Below are 18,299 nucleotides of genomic sequence, written 5' to 3'. Positions count from 1 at the left end.
GAACATCAGTCATAGTCATAGTTAATCCTCAATTTCTTACTCAAATCAAGCATTTACACAAACTATTTGACACCCTCCCGTTGAGCGGTCCAGCTTCGCGCTGCACCTCAATAAAACCACCAGTGAGCCGCTCGTGCGCTGGGATTACAACCGTAACCCGCGCTCGAAAGATATTCCGCTGGCCCATCTGCAAATTCATGCGCATCGTGACGCATGGACGCATGTCATGCTAGAGGGTGGAGCTACCTCACGGCGTGCCCGAAAAAGAGTTATTGATTCTTCCCAGACGCCCACGTTATCGGAACTCCATTTTCCGGTCGGTGGAAAACGATTCCGCCCCAGTTTGGAAGAAGTATTACTCTTCCTTATTTCAGAACTGGGTGTTTCGTGCGAACCTCAAACGAAATGCGTCCTGGAAAGTAAACAATCGGAATGGGAGAAAATACAGGCCCGGGCAGTTGTGCGAACCCACCCGGACCAGGCGCTTATCGTTCTTCGTGAACTAGGAATGATCTAGATCAAATTCGCGGAGGCCAGCCATTCCTCCAGCGCGCTATCCGTGGCTGCCTCGTGGATATTCTCACCGCGCACGGAGAAGGGCGCGCCGGTGGTTGCTTCCGGGGCCAGATTCGTGAACGTCGATTCGATTTCCACCTTCGGCGAGCCAGACCAGGTGGTGAACGGCAGCACCAGCTGGTCCGTGAGTCCAGCGGACTTCAGGTAGGTCTGCACCACCGGGGGAACCTGCTCGCACCAGACAGGGAAACCGACAAGCACGACGTCGTACCCACGTGCAGCCGGAGCCGGGGCCGTAAGCTCCGGGAAAATGCCGTCCGCAAGTTCACGGGTGCACTGGGCATGTGCCTCATTCGGATCTGCAGGATAAGGATGAACCGGGACAATCTCAAAAGTATCCGCACCCAAACGCGCCGCGATTTTTTCGGCCAGTACTTTGGTATTACCGATTTCGAGATTGCGCACCTCTCCGTCCCAGAAATTCAGGCCGGCACGCGAGAAGAAAGCTACGAGGCAGCGCGGGCGGGGCGCATCCGCCGGCGTTTCCTGCTGAGCCGCACGAATTTCTGACATCGGAATATCCTTCCCGCGAAGTGAGCCCTCCGCACTGAGAATTGTGACCTGAACATCACCCATTCTGCCACCGTGCCCGGGCTGCCAGCGGGTCTTTATACCCGGGGCGTCGACGCTTAATTCCTGAATTGGTTCTCAATCATTCGGGTGCCGGCACCTCATCATGCACCCACCAGCCCCGCATCATTCATCCTCCACTTCCCTAATCATTCGCGCGTCCGCGCGCCAGCACCACCCGAGTTTCCAGCGGCGTAACCACCAGAATGCTCGCCAGGCACATGGCCAAACCAAGGACCGTAATAATCCCGAGTTTCGTGAAAGCAGCGCTATCCATCCGGGCACCCCACGAGTAATTCGTCATAAGAGACATACCCACCCCGAGCGCGGTGGTCAGCGCCGTCGTTACTACCAAGGGAATAAAGGTTTGCAGGATCCGAATCCGCGTGAAAACCGCCGTGGGGAAACCGAGGAAACGCAAGGACTGCGTCTGCTGCGCCGATTCAAAAACGAGGGAGGCGTGATTCGTGAGACTGGACAGCGCCACCACCGCAAAACCGAAACCGAGAGTCACCATGACGCCCGTGCCAATATCTGCGGACACCAAGCGAATCGCCACCGAATCTGAACCGGTCCGTTCCGGAAGTGTGGAGGTGTAGCCACCGATGAAACACAGCAGCGCGAGAGTGGAAACACTGCGCCAGACCGCGCGCGGGTCGTTGAGAATCCGCCGCGCCGCCATGAGGAGCGACGCGTGGCGTGAGCGCACGAGCGGATAGGCCAGCGCCTGAACAATAAAGGAAGCCGCGACCGAGAGTGCGAAAAGGAAGACGAGCAGCACGCCCGCCATCATCACGATTTGCACGATGGGAGTGGAACCACCACGAGCATTAGCCACCAGCACGTACATTATTCCGGCGACGGCGAACACCGCGAGGCGCCAAGCCCGCAGCGCACGCGGAGTTTCGCGGCGCGCCACCCCCAGGGGTGAAATCGACACCCGCATCAGCCCGCCCAGTGCCGATACCAGCGTGACCACGAAAAGTAGCGCAATAACCGCGGCAATAAAGGGAACCGGCAGCAGCATCTGGGCCGGATTAATAGGCAGCCCGAGGAAACTTAGCGCGCGCCAACCCGGCAGGGTCACCAGGTACAGCACCGTGCCCAAGGCGGTGCCCAGCAGCCATTGCACCACCGTTTCGCACAGGGAGATCGCAATCGTTTGGGTGCGGGTAGTGCCAACGAGGCGCAGGGAGGCCAGACGCTGGGAACGATCCTGCGCGCCCAGCCGGGCGGCCCCGGAAGCTAGGGAAGAAATGGGGATAACCAGGAGCGCCCCGGCAAAAAGCGCCAGGCCGAGATACATTTCCGTGAGGCCGGCGCCCAGGGTTTCGCTCAGGGCGTCGAGGTGGGCGGCCATGGCCGGGCTCGGGTGGAAATTCCAGTTATAGAACATGAAAATGCCGCCGGCGATGGTCAGTGCCATGGTAGCTGCCAGCGTGAAGCTGAGGACCGCGAGGATATCCAGCCAGGCATTACCGGTGCGGGCGCGCAACCGGGCCAGGGTGAGGCGGGGTGCGAAAGAAAGGACTCTCATTGCAGCTCGCCTCCGTTCGCGGTGGTGGAGTTAGCCGAATCGGCGTGGATAACGCCGTCGCGAATTTCCACGAGGCGTTCGCACCAGGCGGCCACATTCGGGTCATGGGTCACAATAATGAGGGTGGCCCCGCTCATTTTCGCGGCGGTGGTGAGGATCTGGGTAACTTCGTGGCCGGTGGCCTGATCGAGGGCGCCGGTCGGTTCATCGGCAAACACCACCGCAGGTTGGCCCGCTAAGGCCCGCGCAATAGCTACGCGTTGGAGCTGCCCGCCGGACATTTCCCCCGGGCGGCGGTGGCGTTCGGGTTCTACCCCGAGCCGCGCCAGCCACATATCCGCCGCCGCCAGTGCCTCCCGCCGCGGCTTCCCCTGGAGCAGCAGCGGCACCGCTACATTTTCCCGGGCCGGCAGTTCGGGAACCAGCTGACCATCCTGGAAAACAAAACCGAAATTCTCCAGGCGCATTTTCGAACGCTGCCCATCGGACATATCCGAAATCGGCTCGTTGCCCAGCAGCACCGTGCCGGCGGTGGGCGCAATAATCCCCGCCAGGCAGTGTAGCAGCGTGGACTTACCCGAACCGGACGGGCCCATAATCGCCACCGACTGCCCGCCGGGAATCCGCAATGATACCCGGCGCAGTGCCGCCACGTTCCCAAAATTCTTCGTGAGATTATTCGCCACCAAATCCGGGGCGACATTCTGTGTTGTATCCATGGCTCTAGTCAACTTCCGATTGGCCGGCGACGGCAGGGCTCGTACTCCACACTTATGGTAGAGCTAGGTCTACCATTGCCGGATTCGCGCGTGGGGGCGAGCCCGCGCCGGCTACCATGGCGGTATGACAACGCAGAGCACCGAGCACGGTGAGCACGCCACGGGCGTGGACATCGCCATGCACGTGGATAACACCCGAGCGGTGGCGCAGCAACTACGCCACGCCACGGTGCGCGGGGTGCTCGCGGGCGCCCTCGGCACCTTCGCCCTGATATTCGTGGCGGTGGCGGTACTCTCGCTGCTCGGCGGATTCAGCCCGATCCCGATCATCATCGGGCTGGTCGGCCTGCTGGCCCTGGGCGGGGCCGGGTGGATAGTGTGGCGCGGGAACGGGCGGGCGCTCGCGGACGTGGCTCCGGCGTCGTCGACCTGGATGGCGGAACCATCCGATCACCGCGACGTTGTGCACGCGCAACGCTCCATTGCCGCGGCTTTTGAAATTGAACGGCGCCGCATCGAACGCGACCTGCACGACGGCGCCCAGCAGTACCTGGTCGCGACCTCAATGGATGTGGGTGAGGCGGCGTTTCTGCTGGAAGGTGACGCGAGCGGCGCGGTGAGCTCGGCGGATCTTCAGGCTGCGCGCGAACGCATGGCGTCCGCGCAGGACCGCGCGGAACTTGCCCTCACCTCGCTACGCCGCACGGTGGCCGGTATTCATCCGAAAGTGCTCTCTGACCTAGGGCTGGAGGCGGCGGTGCGCGATCTGGTGGTTTCCGCGCCGGTGCCCGCCACCCTGCGGGTTCCGAGCCCGCTACCCGAGATCCCCGAAGGCGTGATCGCCGCCGCTTATTTCACGGTGGCTGAAGCGCTGACGAACGTTGCTAAACACGCGCCCGCCGCGACCGTGACCGTGCTGCTCATCGCCGACGATGACCTCCACCTCAGCATCACCGATACCGGCCCGGGCGGCGTGATTCCGGGTAGTGGGCTGCGCGGGATCGGCGAGCGGCTCGCGACTTTCGGCGGTAGTCTGCGTATTTCCAGTCCGGTGGGCGGACCCACGGAAATTCGCGCGCGTATCCCGCTGCTGCTCCACCGCGGGGAGTGGGGGAGCGGGGCCGGGGTGGCGGCGCTCAGCGAAAATCCGAGAACGGAGGGGACAGATGCGTCTGGTAGTTGCGGATGATTCCGCGCTGTTTCGCGAAGGGTTATGCGGGCTGCTCGAGCGGCGCGGGCACAACATTGTGGCGACCGCGGCCACCGCACCGGAACTGAACGAGACGGTGCGCGCGGCCACCGCCCGCGGGGAGGCCCCCGACCTGGTCATCACCGATGTACGCATGCCACCCACCATGAGCGACGACGGCCTGCGCGCCGCCGTGGAGCTACGCCGCGAATTCCCGTCCCTGGGCATTATGGTGCTTTCCCAATACGTCGCCCCGGCCTACGCGCGCGAACTCTTCCACCCGGCAGCCGGTGCCGGTGCCTCCGGTTCTCCCGCGACTACGACCGCGGATGCAAACGGGGACGATGCGCCGGGAGGCCTGGGGTATTTGCTCAAAGATCGCGTGGCACGGGTGGCGGATTTCGTGCGGTCCCTGGAGATTGTGGGGGTGGGCGGCGTTGTTGTGGATCCGGATGTTGCGGCCCAATTAATGGCGACGACGCCGTCACTTCTCACGGAGCTTACCTCTCGCGAACGTGAAATCCTGGAGCTCATGGCGCGGGGCTATGCCAATTCTGCGATTGCCGCCGAGCTCTACCTCACCGGGGCGACCGTCTCCAAACACGTGGCGAATATTTTCCTCAAGCTGGGGATGCAACCCGGGGAAGAAAATCGCCGGGTGCGGGCGGTGCTGGCCTATCTGACGGAAACCTCGCGTGCGGGGTAAGCGTGTGGTGCGCCGTTCGCCCGTGCCGCGGATCGGGGTGAAAATTGTGTCGGAGGCCCGTGGGAGAATGGGAGCATGACCTCGGATCCCTGCGCTCGCCTGCTCGCTGCCCCGCCCGCGCTGCCGGTAGCAGCCCACCTCGATGAGGTGCGCGCAGCGCTGCCGCTCGCGGTGGTGAGTGCGCCGCCGGGAACCGGGAAAACCACGCTCATTCCGCCGCTCGTGGCCCGCGCGCTCGCGGAAGGCATGCTCGCGGAAGGCGTGCGTGGAGGAACCGATGCGGGAGGTACTCGGCCCGGGCGGGTCCTCGTGATTCAGCCGCGCCGGGTGGCAGCGCGGGCTGCGGCCCGGCGCCTGGCCGAACTCTTCGGGGAACCGGTGGGCGCTACCGCCGGCTATAGTGTGCGCGGGGATTCCCAGGTGAGCAGGGAAACCCGCATCGAAATGATCACCCCCGGTATCGCGGTGCGCCGCCTGCAAAGCGACCCGGAATTGCGCGGCATCGGTGCTCTTATTTTCGACGAAGTGCACGAACGTCACCTCGATGCAGATCTTGCTCTGGCCCTCGCCCTGGAAGTCCGCGCGGCTTTCCGCCCGGACCTTTTGCTGGTGGCCATGTCCGCCACCGTGGAATCCCAGCGCACCGCGGCTTTGCTGGAAACTGGGGCCGCGGCGCCTGGGGAATCCCCGCGCATCGCGGATATTCCGGGTGTGCTCCACCCTCTTACCCTGCGGTACGCCCCACCGGGGCGCGGGGAAGAGCCCCTCGGCACAATTTCGCGGGACGGTGCGCTCGGGGTGCGCCGGGAATTCCTGGCACACGTGGCCCGGGTGGTGGAACGGGCCTTCCGGGAAGTGGAACTCGGTGACATATTGGTCTTCCTCCCCGGAGTGCGGGAAGTGGAACACGTGGTCGGATTGCTCAGCCATCTACCTGCCCGGGTGGCGCCCCTGCACGGCTCCCTCACCGGCGCCCAGCAGGATGCCGTACTACGTGAAGTTGCGGGAACCCGCAGCATTATTGTGACCACCGCTATCGCGGAATCCTCCCTCACCGTCCCCGGGGTGCGGATCGTGGTGGATAGCGGGCTTTCCCGGGAACCCCGCACCGATTACGCCAGTGGCATCAGCGGGCTGGTCACGGTGCTGGAATCCCAAGCCGCCGGTATCCAACGCGGCGGGCGCGCCGGGCGTTTAGGGCCGGGAACCGTGTATCGCGTCATGAGTGAAGCTACCTGGGCTCGCCTCACTGAACGCTCCACCCCGGAAATATACACGGCTGATTTGACCGATTTTCTCCTGCAAGCCGCGGTATGGGGAGCTCCGGAAGGGCGCGGGCTCGCCCTCCTCGATCAGCCCCCGCAGCCGGGCGTGGCGGCCGGTATGCGCGCCCTCACCGCCCTCGGCTGCGTGGTGGCAGAACACGGCGCCGGGGATGATACGGCCGGTGCTGAGCGGGCCTGGCAGGTCACTGACCTGGCCCGCACCCTCGCCCCGCTCCCGGTCAGCACCCGGCTAGGCCGCAGCCTGCTGGAAACTACCACGCGGTTAGGGGCGGGCACAGCAGCCCAGATCGTGGCCGCGCTCGCGGAATCACCCCGGCTCCCCGGGGCCGATCTGGCACGGTGGCCCACCGCCGTCTCACCGGCCTGGGCCCGGCAAGCCCAGCGCCTCGAGAAACTAGCCCGCCGCGCCCTGGGTGATGCGGCGGCAACCGGCAGCGGGCAGAGTAAGAGCAGGCAGAGTGGCATTGAGCAATCGGGAAGCGGCACACCCAGTCGCGGGAAAACCGATACCGCAGGTTCCGGTAAAACCGGCGTATCCGGCTTCGGGAAACCCAGCCGGGCTGCTCGCAATGATGATGCCCTCGCCCTCGTGACCGCCTGGGCTTATCCGGATTTGCTGGCCCGCGCGGTGGATAGCACCTCAGGGCGCTACCTCCTGGCTAACGGCAGCGGGGCAATACTCCCGCAAGGCTCCCCGCTCCTCGGATCACCCTGGCTCGCGGTAGCCGAAGTGAGCGCCAGCCAGGGCCGGGCGGATGCACTCATCCGCGCCGCCGTACCCGCAGATGAAGAACTCGCCCGCCAAGCCGGCCGTGGCCTCATCGCCACCGGCACCGCAATCAGCTACCGAAAAGGCCGCCTACGCGCCCGGCAAACCACCCGCCTAGGAGCCATCGAACTCAGTGGCCGGGATGTGGAGCGCCTCCCGCGCGCAGCCGCCACCGCGTGGGTGAGCGCCGCGGCCAGCTCCGGAACCCTCCCGCTGGAATTCACCGCCGGAGCCCAAGCCCTGCGCGAACGCCTCGCCTTCCTTCACACCGTCCTAGGTGAACCTTGGCCCGATATGGAAGAATCCGCACTCCGCCAGCGCATCGAGGAACTAGCCGGGCCTGAACTCGCCGCACTCGCCCGGGGCGGCAGCTGGGGAAACCTGGGGGCCGGAAATATCGAACGCCTACTGCCCTGGCCGGAAGCCACCCACCTTGATGAACTCGCCCCCGCCAGCATTACTATCCCCACCGGGGAACAACGCACCATCCACTATGCGGGAGCCCGGCCCACCGTACGCCTGCGCGTCCAAGAAGCTTTCGGCTGGGCCCGTACCCCGCGCCTGGCCGGCGGGCGCATCCCCGTCACCCTCGAACTCCTCTCCCCGGCCGCCCGGCCCGTTGCCATCACCGACGACCTCGCAAGCTTCTGGGCCGGCCCCTACGCCCAAGTGCGGGCGGAAATGCGTGGCCGCTACCCGCGCCACCCCTGGCCGGAAGATGGCGCTACCGCCAGCCCCACCAAGCGGGCCCGCCCGCGCCGCTAAATCGGGTGCGTGCCGCTCAGCGCGGGCGGGTAGGCGCAGTCCCGCAGCTAAAGTACACTCAGGCCGTCCCGGACTATGCCTCAGTAGCCAAAGGTCAGGGTGCCGGTTTCGTCGTCGTCGGCAAACTCCCGGCGAATAGAAGTAGCGGCCCCGGCAAGATTACGCAAACGCGCCCGCAACGTCTCAACCGTGAGACCCGCCATCGGCAAACAAATCCGCAACTGCAAGTGCCCGCCGGACATCACCGCATCGCCATCCAAAAACTCGCCGATCCGCTCCAAAACATCGCGGGTACGGGCCTCCGTCGGCGACTCCACCAGCGATGCCGCCACGTAGAGCACATCCCCCAGCCCCGGAACATTCGCGTAACTCGCGATCATCTCCTGCTTATCTGACTCCGAACGCCACACCACCTCGAAACGGTAATGCACCCCATCCGGCTGCGCCTGCGCATGATAATCAGCAACAAGTACCTCATACAGGCCCGCCGCTGTAGTCACATCGCGGGCATCGCGTTCGTCACGCCCAGACTTCTTAGACATCAGCCTCCCCTTCCTGGGCAGATTCCGACAGTGCATCCGCACCGCTCAACGCCCGGGCCTGCGCCGCCACCAATGCCGCGCATGCAGTCAGCTGCGCAGCCGGGGCTGGCAGCGCCACCGCGTAATGAATATGGGTACGACCACCCAGCAAGCGAATCCCGCCAATTGGCAGCGTATCCGCCGCGCGCAACACCGCGATAAGATCCGGGCCGGTCGGGTCAATACCAAAATGCTCGAGCACCGCCGCCGCATTGCGGGAAAGCACCCAGTCAGATTGCGCATAGGACTGCGCCCCGGGTTGAGCTGCGGGCGTGGCGCCAGCCTGAGTGCCTCCTTGCGTGCCTGGCGGAGTGGCAACGGCACCAGACGCCGCGGATGCGGCGGCGCCGTCGTACTTACGCAGCTCCGCGCCGGTGAGTACAGGTGCCGCAAGATGAACGACGGTGCGGCTATCGCGCCGGGTTGACTGCCCGGGCCAGGCTGTTACCGGCACCCCGTGAGTGACAAAACGTAAAGCCGGAGTTTCATCCGCCCGCGCACCCGCATAACTAGCACGCAAAGCCGCGGCGGCTTCCTCCCATGTTGTGAACTGTGATACCACCTCACCAGTATTCCACGTTGGCAGAAAAATGCGGCACAGGCCGGGCGCGCCGCGTACAATAGAGAACATCCCGTCCGTGCTTTCCCGCGGGCGGCCCCTGAGCGTCCTCGTGATTTTTCCGCGGCCCTCGAGTAGCAAAGGACGGTACCAGCAGCCATGGCGCATGGAGCACATCTGGCCCCCGAGAGTGACAACCAGGCGGATGCCTCCGCCCTGGATCGGGCCCTGCTTGCTATGGTCGCCGAAGCGGCACGCCTGACCGCCCCGCGCATGTGGATCAATCGCCTGCGTTTCTCATCCCGCCGCGCAGCGGTAGCTGCACGTAGCCGCCTGCAACGCAACGGTTGGGTGCAACAATCGCAACTCTCCCAATTTGGGCGCTCCAAAGATTCCTGGATGCTCACGCTATGGTCCGCCACCGCCGTGGATAATGGTGTTATTGCCGATTCGCGTTCCTACCTTGAACTTGTCGCCGCCGCCACCACCGGGCGCTACCTGGGCTGGGAGGCCTCGCTACTGCCAGCCCTGCGCGAATGTGATAACCCCGATTATTACCCGGAAGGTAGCATCGGTTGGCTCGCCCCCGGGGATGAGAATTATCTACACGAAGCACGCGAAGAAGCGAAGAAACTGGTGCCGCGCGGCCGGGAACTACCCCGGAATTTACGGGATATTTGCGCGCTGCTGCCCGAATTGCGCGGCCAGCGCTCCCGGCAGGCCCTCGCCTCCGGGCTCGGAGTGCTTATCGGGGACCGGCTGGTGGCCCATGCGCCGCTTGCCTGGGTGGCCTATCGCCAGTGCGGCGGTTTTTATCCCTGCCTGCTGGGGCTGGAACGCGATACCGCCTATTTCCCCGAATCTATCGTTGCCGAAGCTTATGACGCCGAAGCTGACCTGTGGGAACGCCTCCGGGAAGCGGTGCTGGAACTACCCGCGGCCGAGCAGTAACGAATACCGCGCCGCACCTTCAATTTGGCTGGCAATCCACCCCGGCCGCTGCCCGCTGATCTCAAAAGCGTGGCTGAAATAAAGATCTGTGCCGTGTACCACCACCCCGCCGAGTGGAAGAGCCGCAGCCTGGCGGGCTGCCTCCCGCACCGCATCGGCGCTAGCATCACCCAGGCGCAAGGTCGCCGCCGCGCTATCCGCCCCGCTGACCAGGGTGTTACGTAGCATCACCACCGGAACCTCAGAGCCATCCACGCGGAGCGTGGCCCCAAAACCGTATTCGGCCTGAGCCGCATCGCGCTGCCCGAGTAACGGAGCGAGCGCGGAAACCAAACCATTCCAGCGATACACCCCGGCCGTGCCCAGGAGTTCATCGAAACGGGTATCCACCCCGGCCGGGTCTGTGAACTGATCGGCATCTCCGGGTGCATTACCCACAAAAGGATTCATTTCTGGGCGCGCGGAAAACGTATCCTCCAAAATATCCCCCGCGCCGGCCACCGCTTCCGGCCCAAAAAGATCATCCTTTGTGGGGGGAACGTTATCGAGACCGCGCACGAATACCGCGGTAGCGTCAATAGCGGCGACGACGAGGAACTTCACCATGCTGGTCAGCCGCGAAAAAGGCAAGCCGGCCATGCGCAAAGCCAGATGCAGGACCACCTCATCCCCGACAATGCGTACATCCCCCAGAGAGAAGGTCTCAAAAACCCAGCCGGCCAGGCCGGTCACATCGATGAGATCCGCCCGGCCCACCCCGCAGCGCAGATTGAGATAGGAACGCCCCTCCCCATCGCGGGCGGGGGAAAGCTCCACAGTTTTTAGGTTGTGCCCGATCGCCACGGCCAGGCGCAGCCCTTCCGTGGAGGCCACCGGCCGCATCCCCGCCCGGCACGCGGTCACCACGCGTTCCCAGGTATTAATAATGTAGCCAGGTTCGCCGGGTTCGGCTTCCGGAATATCACCGAGGGAAGCGGCGATGGTGTCAATTTCCCGTCCGATAGCGTCCATCTCATCCATGGGGGAAGTCTACCCGGGGCCTGCGACAGCAAAATGTGGTGTTCACGTTCGGCGGGGCGGTGGGCGATATCATATTAAGTAAAAATATGGCGAATAACCGGGGAGAAAGTCCCGGCTGTGGAGTGACGCCCTCGCGCGAGGGGCTAAACTCGCGTAGGATTAAGCCCCGTCACCAAAAAGTAAGGGTACCCTTACTTACGAGCGCTGGGCCTCCTCACGGGTGTATCCACTCAGGACCTCAACGCCCAGTATAAGCCAGAAAGGGGATGGTGATGGGAATGGGATATAAACGGGGTGCGGTACGGGCCGGCCTGGCCGCGCTGCTGGTGAGCATGCTTGCTGTGGTGGGGGCTTGCGGGACTGCGTCGTCGCAAGGAAAAAACGCAGGAAGTGAGAAACCGCAGGTACTCACCACCTTCACGGTACTGGCAGATATGGCACGGAATATCGCCGGCGAACATATGGAGGTCGCCTCGATCACCAATCCGGGGGAAGAAATCCATGATTATCAGCCTTCGCCCGGTGATATTAAGCGCGCAGAAGGCGCCGATATCATCCTCTACAACGGCCTGGGCCTGGAGCGATGGTTTGAGAAATTCGTAGAGAATTCCACCGCCGAACGCGTTAACCTCTCCGATGGAATTGAGCCGGTCGCCATCGCGGAAGGTGATTACCAGGGCAAACCGAATCCGCACGCGTGGATGAGTCCGAAGAACGGCAAACTCTACGTGGATAATATGGTCGCCGCTTTTTCTAAGGTAGATCCCGATCATGCCCAGGCCTATCGCACCAACGGCGAAAATTACAAGAAGCAGCTGGATAACATCGCCGCAGATATGGACGCGGCCCTGGCTACCATTCCCGAATCCCAGCGCGCGCTGGTGAGCTGCGAAGGTGCTTTCTCCTACCTCACGCGCGATCACGGCCTGCAAGAAAAGTACCTGTGGGCAGTCAACGCCGAAGGCGCGCAAACCCCCAAGGCCAAGGCCGACCTTGAGAATTTCGTGCGCACCTCCGGGGTGCGGGCGCTGTTCTGCGAATCCACCGTGGACGACAAAATGGCGTCCGTTGCCGAAGACACCGGTGTTCCGGTGGCCGGCTTACTGTACGTCGACTCGCTTTCCGAAGCGGACGGCCCCGTGCCCACCTACCTTGATTTGCTTCGGTACGACGCCGATCTCATCACCCGCGGGCTCACCGGCAAGGCCGGCGAATCCGCGAGCGAACCCACGAAACCAGCCGGCAAGTAAACGCCGCTCGCATATAAACGCTGCTTTCACGTGAACGTTGCTAACACGGCAACGATGTTCGCAATATATGCAGCTCGCACCTACGCACAATCGCAGAAAGGCGGAGGAACGGTGGCAACACCAATAGAATCTCCGAAATACGCTCTGGAGGTGAGCGGTGTTCACGCGCGCTACGGCTCGGTGCAAGCCCTCACCTCGGTGAGCTTCGGGCTGACCCCGGGTGTTATTTGCGCCCTCGTGGGGCAAAACGGCTCGGGTAAATCCACCCTCATGAAATCAATTATGGGATCGGTGCGGCACGGAGGGGATATTACGATCCTCGGCCAGAGCGGCACCCGGGCCCGCAAAGCCGGCCTGGTCGGCTACGTTCCCCAAAACGAAGGCGTGGACTGGGCTTTCCCGGTCAGCGTCCGCGAGGTGGTGACCATGGGCCGCTACGGCTTCATGGGCCCCACCCGCCGCGCCCGCGCCGAGGACCGTGAGGCCGTGCGCCACGCCCTCGATATGGTCGAAATGACCCCCTACGCGGAGCGCCAGATCGGATCGCTTTCCGGTGGGCAGCGCAAACGCGTATTTATTGCCCGCGCCATCGCCCAGGGTGCCCAGCTCATGCTCCTCGATGAGCCCTTCGCCGGGGTGGATAAACCGTCGGAGACCATGATTATTGCGCTGCTCCAGAAACTGGCGGCTTCCGGGGTAACTATCCTGGTCGCCACCCACGACCTGGCCGGCCTGCCCCAACTGTGCTCCGAAGTGCTCCTCCTCAACCGCCGTGTTATTTTCCACGGCCCGGTGGCCGAAGCCATGAAGCCCGAGCACCTCATGCAGGCTTTCGGCGTCGTCCCCGATCACCACGAACCGGACCCGGCCGCGGACCCGGCCACGCATCTGCGCAAGGCAAAGGAGAATCGCTAGTGTGGTACGAACTTTTCGTTGAAATGTGGACGCACCCCTTTATGGTGCGCGGGGCTACGGTCACCCTCACCGCGGCGATAGTGTGCGCGGTCATCAGCTGCTGGCTGGTGCTCATTGGCTGGTCACTCATGGGCGACGCACTCTCGCACGCGATTCTGCCCGGCGTGGTTATCGCTTATGTGCTCGGGATGCCCTTCTCCCTGGGGGCGGTCATTGCCGCGCTCATCGCGGTGGCGCTGATTTTCCTGCTGCGCTCCACCTCGCGAGTCAAAGAAGATGCCTCCATGGGAGCAGTATTTACTTTGTTCTTCGCGGTCGGGTTGATCCTTATCAAACTCAACCCCTCCAATGTGGACCTCAACCACGTCATCTTCGGTGACCTGCTGGGCGTCACGCGCGCGGATATGATCCAGGTGGTCATCCTGGCCCCCCTCGCGCTCGCGATTCTGCTGTTCAAGCGGCGCGATCTGACCGCCTACGCTTTCGACCCTACTCACCTGCAAGCCATCGGCATCCGGGCCCGCACGCTCGGCGCGATTTTGCTCTTCTGCCTGGCGCTCACGGTGGTGACAGCCATGCAGGCGGTGGGCGCGATCCTCATTATCGCGCTGGTGATCGTGCCGGGAGCCACGGCTTACCTGGTTACCAATCGCTTCCGCGTCATGCTCATATTCGCCCCGGTTTTCGCGGCGGTGTGCGCGCTGGTGGGTCTGTACGTTTCCTACTGGCTCGACCTGCCTTCCGGCGCCGCGGTGGTCACGGCCCAGGGCCTCATGTTCCTGGTGGTCTGGTTGATTTCCCCGCACGGTTTGCGCGGGAAGCTCGAGGGCGCGCGCACCCGCGCTGCGGTTTCTATCTAGTACGACGACGCAGCTAGCGGGCGGTAGCCTTCCCCTAAAATATCGGTGCGCCAAGAAACAGGTGTGGCCCAGACCTTCGCGGTCCTGGGCCACACCTGTTTTTGCTAGTGCTTGATGTACTGGCTATGCGCTGCTTAGCTTGCGCTGTGTCGTAGCCATGCGCCGTGCTTGGCTAAGCGCTACTTAGCTATACCGGCGCCGCATCAGCATCCCGGTTCCCAGCAAAGCAATGGCACCAGCCAACAACCACGCGCTTTCCGCGCCGGTGGCGGTCAGCTTCTTCTTGATAATGCGGGTGGGCTTGCTCGAAGCCGTAGGTTCGGCCGTGGGCGCGGCGCTTGGGGTAGCCGGTGCGGTCGTGGGTGCGACTGTTGGCGCAGTCGGCGCAACGGTCGGTTCCGTGGGGGCTACGGTCGGAGCTGTGGGCGCGTCCGTGGGTTCAACCGTAGGTTGAACCGTAGGCTCGTTCGTGGGTTGAACCGTAGGATCGGTGGTCGGTTCGTTCGTCGGCTCGACCGTGGGCTCAACGGTCGGCTCCGGTGGAATGGGTGTTCCCGGGGTCAGCGTCGCAGCCTTCTGGGTGAAGCTCACCTGCGCGTTGAGAACAGTGCTGCTCCCATCGGCGAAGCTCACCTTGATCGGTAGCTCGTGAGTTCCGGTGGCAGCGTCCTTAGCCATTGTCACGGTAAGTGCGCCGTCGTTCGGATTAACCGCAACATCCCAGCCCTTCGGCAGGGTCGTGCCGTCATTGAGCGCGTAAGCACCGTTCGCATTGAGCGCGGGCGTGACCGCAGCGCCGTTAGCATCCGCGAAGCTCGGGGCGGCCACGTTCACGGTGACCGGGTCCAGATTCTCACGGGTTGCAGAGGCCGGCTGGTAAGCAGCGTTTACCGCGGTCACGGTGACCTGCGCGGTAGTCGAGACAATATCTTCCACCCAGGTACCCGCGGCGTCCTGCGTTTTCACGGCGCGCTTGTAGGTGACCGGGTAGGTGCCGGGCGTGCCAGTATCCACCTGGGACGCGTCGATAATCACGCGGGTGGGAATGCCGGTTCCGTCCGGGGCATCGTAATTCGCGGTGGAGTAGGTGATGACCTGCTTCGCATCGGTGAGCGCCTGCGGATTGCGGTCGCTTGTGAGGGTGGCCAGGTCGAGGTTGCCCGCCTGCGCTGCCTGCTCCGCGAGGCCGCGAATCGTGCTCAACTGGGCGCGTGCATCATAGGCGCTGTATTGCGGAATCGTGACATCGCTGGCCTCAACAACTTTGACCAAGCGCACGTGCGCATTGGAGAGCTCCGCGGCGAGCGGGGCATAAGCGCCCTCGTTCATCGCGATGGGAGCGCCCTGGGCGTCCACAAAACTGGGCTGTTGAGCGGACATGCTATAGGTGTACGCCGGCATAATCTCGGTGGCGGTTGCCCCAACGGAGTATCCCTTATCTCGGATCGCATCCCGAATCGGCATGAGGTCAACGTCGTAGGAGTTAATCTCGGCCGTTGAAATCTTCGAGATCATGCTCTCATAACCGGAGCACTGGGACCGCAGCCCGTTGGTGTAGGTGGTCTGGTATTGCAGATTGAAACCATCAGCAAAGGGGACCTTCTTCGCGGCATCCACATCCCGGTGCTTCACCGTGGGCATGGCCTGCTGCACAGCAAGAGGGACCTGGGTAAAGGGGCCGGACAGATCGTTGTAATTGGCAGCGCCGGACTTCTCCACAGCCACGAACTTCCCGGTGGTGCCGTGCTGGCTGGCCGCCCCGCCGTTATCGAGCTCGGTGAGCGGAGTGAAACCGCGGAAGCGGATAATACGCTTGTATCCTTCGGCTTTCTTCGACATAGCTTCGCCATAGTCGGTTCCAGCCAGAACGAGTTTGTAGTTCTGCAGTGAAGCAACTGGTGTCAAGCCAGTAAACGTAGCCGGGTCTTGATTAAACTTGAGCGGAACGTCTACCGTGATCACATCATCCGGGCCGGTAGAAGCCGGGAGGGTGCCGCGGAGCCATACCGTTGCCACGTTATCCCAGTCCGCATCGGTCATCATATCGAGGGTCTTTTGAGTGCCGTCCTTGAGGATGAACCAGATGGTGATCTTGGAGGATACGCCGGAAGTGGTGATGAATTCTTTGAGCTTGGGGCCGTCGACGACGAAACCGGACGGTTCGGATTGACTGCCAGTGGTGTCGTACTCGGCATCGCCATCGCGCAACCCGACCTGGTAGGTCAGTCCATAGAGCGGAGAAGCGGTATTGTTACGCACCTGGATTCGTGCGGTGAGCTGGGTCGTTTGCGTGAGGTCAATGAGATTGTTCCGCATGCACTTCAAACGCGTGAGCGGATCCACGCGAGGGTCGACAGGCATCGGGAAATTGTTGGAAGCCGAGCCGTCAGCTGCGCGCAGCTGCATGCCCACGCTGAATTTTGCGTCTTTGCCGTTCTTGTCTTGCGGGGTGATGAGGCTGCCATCACCGACTGCCAGGCCCGAAACGATGGCCGGGCTGGGGTGATCTGCTGTGGGAACGTCCGCGACGGCGAGTGGGGCTACGATTCCGCATCCCAGGACCGTGAGGGCGGATAGTGTTCCGACGGCGAGCTTGCGCATCTTTGCCATGATGTCCTATCCAGAGTTGTGATTACTTATGCTTCTAACCCTAAATGAAATTTGGTGTTAGTTAAAGCGAATATGGTGGGACAAAGTTCAAGTAACGTGAGCTGGGTAAATGGCCGGTGCGGGGGGCGGTGTGCGAATCGGCGGTGCTGTGCGAAAAGGAGGCCTGAAGCGGGTGTGCGTCGTCGTAAAAAGGTATAAACTCAAATTATTGAGGTGACAAACTTCGCGCAAGGGTGCGGAAAAAGAAATTGCTCCCCACCGGGATTTGCGTCACCGAGGAGGAGCTTCGCGCGCTCGAAGGGATTCGAACCCCCGACCTTCTGATCCGTAGTCAGATGCTCTATCCACTGAGCTACGAGCGCACAGTCACGAGGTGGCTACCAGCAAGCTCCTCAATAAAAAATTGAGGAGGCGAGCGATTAACCCGCCTCGTTTTGCGACAGATAAGAGTTTACATCGTTGCTCGGCGAGAACAAAATTTAGAGGCCAGGTGCGTTATGTTTCACATCTGGCCTGGCTGGGTTTGCGGTCATTGTTGGGTAGTGGCAACAGGTGTGCTGCCCGGCTGTGTAAGCGCATTCAACGGGATTCGGCCAGAAAGCTCCCACGATCTCGCGCGGTCGATGCTACTGTATGTACAGAGTAATGTTGATTGCGCGTAGTGGGGTGGTTTTGATGGCAAATGTATCTTTCCGGACGGATGATGAAACGAAGGCTCAAGCTGCGGAGTTATTCCGCGATCTCGGGTTGGACATGAGTACTGCCATCAATATGTTTTTGCGGCAGTCGATTGCCAGCAACGGCATTCCGTTCACACCACATCGCGGAAACTCGGCCAGTGCCGTGGCGAGAGCTGAAGTTGAGTCCCGCACCGGCGCTTCGTTTGGTAGCGTCGCTGAACTGATGGCGGATCTCAATGAGGCTGACTAGCGTCTTCCGTACGAATCAGTTCAAGCGCGATGCCAAGGCGCTGTTCAAGAAACATTACGACGCCGCAAAGCTGGCGAAGGCTATCGAAGCGTTGATGAGGCAAGATCGCGATGAGCTGCGCACGCGGTATCGTGACCATGCGCTGCGGGGAGGTTGGAAAGGGTGAAGTGTGTGCATCTCCCATTGCTGTTCGTCAGCTGTCCAAGTAGATTGACTAGTGATAGACCCCCGGTCAGGCCTCTAGCTTTTAGCAATGCACAAATGGCCGGGGCCTTTCTCTACGGGCAGGCTAAAGGCGCGTCGGAGAGTGGTGGAAACAAGACTTGGTGCGAATTGGATGTGTTCTTGCCGGAGAAGCCGGGGTTGGCCCGCTAATTCGTACATTTTCGGGCATGTGTAACTGCCTCATCACGTGCGCGTTGTACGATTTGGGCTTGTCAAGTTTTTTGTGTAAATGGTTTTATTTAGTTGGTTGGGAATCGGTCCGGGTAGTGAAGGGATAACTC

Annotated in this window: 17 protein-coding genes and 1 tRNA gene; 10 read left to right on the top strand and 8 right to left on the bottom strand. The window is 62.5% G+C overall.

From position 1 onward, the window contains the following. Window positions 1-133: 133 nt before the first annotated feature. Window positions 134-517, top strand: a complete 384-nt coding sequence (locus QP828_RS08545; RefSeq protein WP_274734517.1) for a hypothetical protein — start codon at window positions 134-136, stop codon at window positions 515-517. Here the strand turns inward: QP828_RS08545 and QP828_RS08540 are convergent. From QP828_RS08540 to QP828_RS08530, 3 genes are all read right to left on the bottom strand, one after another. Further along, window positions 514-1,089, bottom strand: a complete 576-nt coding sequence (locus tag QP828_RS08540) for a flavodoxin (protein ID WP_274734519.1) — start codon at window positions 1,087-1,089, stop codon at window positions 514-516. The genes QP828_RS08545 and QP828_RS08540 overlap by 4 nt on opposite strands. 202 nt (window positions 1,090-1,291) lie before the next feature. Further along, entirely contained in the window at window positions 1,292-2,683 is a 1,392-nt protein-coding gene (locus QP828_RS08535) for an ABC transporter permease family protein (protein ID WP_274734521.1), read from the bottom strand. Beyond that, window positions 2,680-3,402 carry an ABC transporter ATP-binding protein gene (locus QP828_RS08530; protein WP_016441992.1) on the bottom strand — a complete coding sequence of 241 codons (723 nt, stop codon included), beginning with the start codon at window positions 3,400-3,402 and terminating at the stop codon, window positions 2,680-2,682. Before QP828_RS08530 ends, QP828_RS08535 begins: the two co-directional genes overlap by 4 nt. Window positions 3,403-3,526: 124 nt before the next feature. Here QP828_RS08530 and QP828_RS08525 point away from each other — a divergent pair, with 124 nt between their 5' ends. From QP828_RS08525 to QP828_RS08515, 3 genes are all read left to right on the top strand, one after another. Next, on the top strand, window positions 3,527-4,591 hold the full coding sequence (locus QP828_RS08525) for a sensor histidine kinase (protein ID WP_274734522.1): 1,065 nt from the start codon (window positions 3,527-3,529) through the stop codon (window positions 4,589-4,591). Further along, the gene (locus tag QP828_RS08520) at window positions 4,569-5,297 is read left to right on the top strand and encodes a response regulator transcription factor (RefSeq protein WP_274734523.1); all 729 of its coding nucleotides are present in this window, start codon (window positions 4,569-4,571) and stop codon (window positions 5,295-5,297) included. Before QP828_RS08525 ends, QP828_RS08520 begins: the two co-directional genes overlap by 23 nt. A gap of 75 nt (window positions 5,298-5,372) precedes the next feature. After that, a complete protein-coding gene (locus QP828_RS08515) occupies window positions 5,373-8,117 on the top strand; it encodes an ATP-dependent RNA helicase (protein ID WP_274734524.1) in 2,745 nt (914 codons plus the stop codon). Between the two features lie 80 nt (window positions 8,118-8,197). On the opposite strand, the gene QP828_RS08510 is transcribed toward QP828_RS08515, so the two are convergent. Next, on the bottom strand, window positions 8,198-8,659 hold the full coding sequence (locus tag QP828_RS08510; protein WP_274734527.1) for a hypothetical protein: 462 nt from the start codon (window positions 8,657-8,659) through the stop codon (window positions 8,198-8,200). Next, complete coding sequence (locus QP828_RS08505) at window positions 8,652-9,260, bottom strand: hypothetical protein (protein WP_274734529.1); 609 nt, start codon at window positions 9,258-9,260, stop codon at window positions 8,652-8,654. Before QP828_RS08505 ends, QP828_RS08510 begins: the two co-directional genes overlap by 8 nt. Window positions 9,261-9,416: 156 nt before the next feature. On the opposite strand from QP828_RS08505, the gene QP828_RS08500 reads away from it, so the two are divergent. Beyond that, window positions 9,417-10,208: a hypothetical protein gene (locus tag QP828_RS08500; RefSeq protein ID WP_274734530.1), complete on the top strand. Its 792-nt coding sequence runs from the start codon at window positions 9,417-9,419 to the stop codon at window positions 10,206-10,208. Here the strand turns inward: QP828_RS08500 and QP828_RS08495 are convergent. Next, window positions 10,188-11,228 (bottom strand): hypothetical protein, encoded by a 1,041-nt coding sequence (locus QP828_RS08495; RefSeq protein ID WP_274734531.1) that lies wholly within the window; start codon window positions 11,226-11,228, stop codon window positions 10,188-10,190. The genes QP828_RS08500 and QP828_RS08495 overlap by 21 nt on opposite strands. 272 nt (window positions 11,229-11,500) lie before the next feature. Here QP828_RS08495 and QP828_RS08490 point away from each other — a divergent pair, with 272 nt between their 5' ends. From QP828_RS08490 to QP828_RS08480, 3 genes are all read left to right on the top strand, one after another. After that, entirely contained in the window at window positions 11,501-12,478 is a 978-nt protein-coding gene (locus QP828_RS08490) for a metal ABC transporter substrate-binding protein (RefSeq protein ID WP_274734532.1), read from the top strand. 111 nt (window positions 12,479-12,589) lie between these two features. After that, complete coding sequence (locus tag QP828_RS08485) at window positions 12,590-13,393, top strand: metal ABC transporter ATP-binding protein (RefSeq protein WP_016441983.1); 804 nt, start codon at window positions 12,590-12,592, stop codon at window positions 13,391-13,393. 23 nt (window positions 13,394-13,416) lie between these two features. Further along, window positions 13,417-14,253 carry a metal ABC transporter permease gene (locus QP828_RS08480; RefSeq protein ID WP_039898504.1) on the top strand — a complete coding sequence of 279 codons (837 nt, stop codon included), beginning with the start codon at window positions 13,417-13,419 and terminating at the stop codon, window positions 14,251-14,253. A 183-nt stretch (window positions 14,254-14,436) separates the two neighbouring features. On the opposite strand, the gene QP828_RS08475 is transcribed toward QP828_RS08480, so the two are convergent. Further along, the gene (locus QP828_RS08475) at window positions 14,437-16,863 is read right to left on the bottom strand and encodes a YPDG domain-containing protein (RefSeq protein WP_274734534.1); all 2,427 of its coding nucleotides are present in this window, start codon (window positions 16,861-16,863) and stop codon (window positions 14,437-14,439) included. Window positions 16,864-17,152: 289 nt separating this feature from the next. Then, window positions 17,153-17,225, bottom strand: a tRNA-Arg gene (locus QP828_RS08470). 283 nt (window positions 17,226-17,508) lie between these two features. Between QP828_RS08470 and QP828_RS08465 the strand changes: the two genes are divergently transcribed. Together QP828_RS08465 and QP828_RS08460 are read left to right on the top strand one after the other, a co-directional pair. After that, window positions 17,509-17,793 carry a type II toxin-antitoxin system RelB/DinJ family antitoxin gene (locus QP828_RS08465; protein WP_274734629.1) on the top strand — a complete coding sequence of 95 codons (285 nt, stop codon included), beginning with the start codon at window positions 17,509-17,511 and terminating at the stop codon, window positions 17,791-17,793. Further along, complete coding sequence (locus tag QP828_RS08460) at window positions 17,780-17,959, top strand: type II toxin-antitoxin system RelE/ParE family toxin (RefSeq protein WP_274734627.1); 180 nt, start codon at window positions 17,780-17,782, stop codon at window positions 17,957-17,959. Before QP828_RS08465 ends, QP828_RS08460 begins: the two co-directional genes overlap by 14 nt. Window positions 17,960-18,299 lie beyond the last annotated feature (340 nt).

The organism is Actinotignum sanguinis, from assembly GCF_030230305.1.
Lineage (GTDB): Bacteria > Actinomycetota > Actinomycetes > Actinomycetales > Actinomycetaceae > Actinotignum > Actinotignum sanguinis.
This window is presented reverse-complemented; position numbering and strand designations above follow the sequence as displayed.

Bases quoted from the DNA above. Each gene is read 5' to 3' on its own strand.
- QP828_RS08500 (WP_274734530.1), top strand. From the start codon at position 9,417: ATGGCGCATGGAGCACATCTGGCCCCCGAGAGTGACAACCAGGCGGAT.
- QP828_RS08460 (WP_274734627.1), top strand. From the start codon at position 17,780: ATGAGGCTGACTAGCGTCTTCCGTACGAATCAGTTCAAGCGCGATGCC.
- QP828_RS08535 (WP_274734521.1), bottom strand. From the start codon at position 2,683: ATGAGAGTCCTTTCTTTCGCACCCCGCCTCACCCTGGCCCGGTTGCGC.
- QP828_RS08540 (WP_274734519.1), bottom strand. From the start codon at position 1,089: ATGTCAGAAATTCGTGCGGCTCAGCAGGAAACGCCGGCGGATGCGCCC.
- QP828_RS08465 (WP_274734629.1), top strand. From the start codon at position 17,509: ATGTTGATTGCGCGTAGTGGGGTGGTTTTGATGGCAAATGTATCTTTC.
- QP828_RS08490 (WP_274734532.1), top strand. From the start codon at position 11,501: ATGGGAATGGGATATAAACGGGGTGCGGTACGGGCCGGCCTGGCCGCG.
- QP828_RS08520 (WP_274734523.1), top strand. From the start codon at position 4,569: ATGCGTCTGGTAGTTGCGGATGATTCCGCGCTGTTTCGCGAAGGGTTA.
- QP828_RS08495 (WP_274734531.1), bottom strand. From the start codon at position 11,228: ATGGATGAGATGGACGCTATCGGACGGGAAATTGACACCATCGCCGCT.
- QP828_RS08480 (WP_039898504.1), top strand. From the start codon at position 13,417: ATGTGGACGCACCCCTTTATGGTGCGCGGGGCTACGGTCACCCTCACC.
- QP828_RS08515 (WP_274734524.1), top strand. From the start codon at position 5,373: ATGACCTCGGATCCCTGCGCTCGCCTGCTCGCTGCCCCGCCCGCGCTG.
- QP828_RS08530 (WP_016441992.1), bottom strand. From the start codon at position 3,402: ATGGATACAACACAGAATGTCGCCCCGGATTTGGTGGCGAATAATCTC.
- QP828_RS08475 (WP_274734534.1), bottom strand. From the start codon at position 16,863: ATGGCAAAGATGCGCAAGCTCGCCGTCGGAACACTATCCGCCCTCACG.
- QP828_RS08525 (WP_274734522.1), top strand. From the start codon at position 3,527: ATGACAACGCAGAGCACCGAGCACGGTGAGCACGCCACGGGCGTGGAC.
- QP828_RS08510 (WP_274734527.1), bottom strand. From the start codon at position 8,659: ATGTCTAAGAAGTCTGGGCGTGACGAACGCGATGCCCGCGATGTGACT.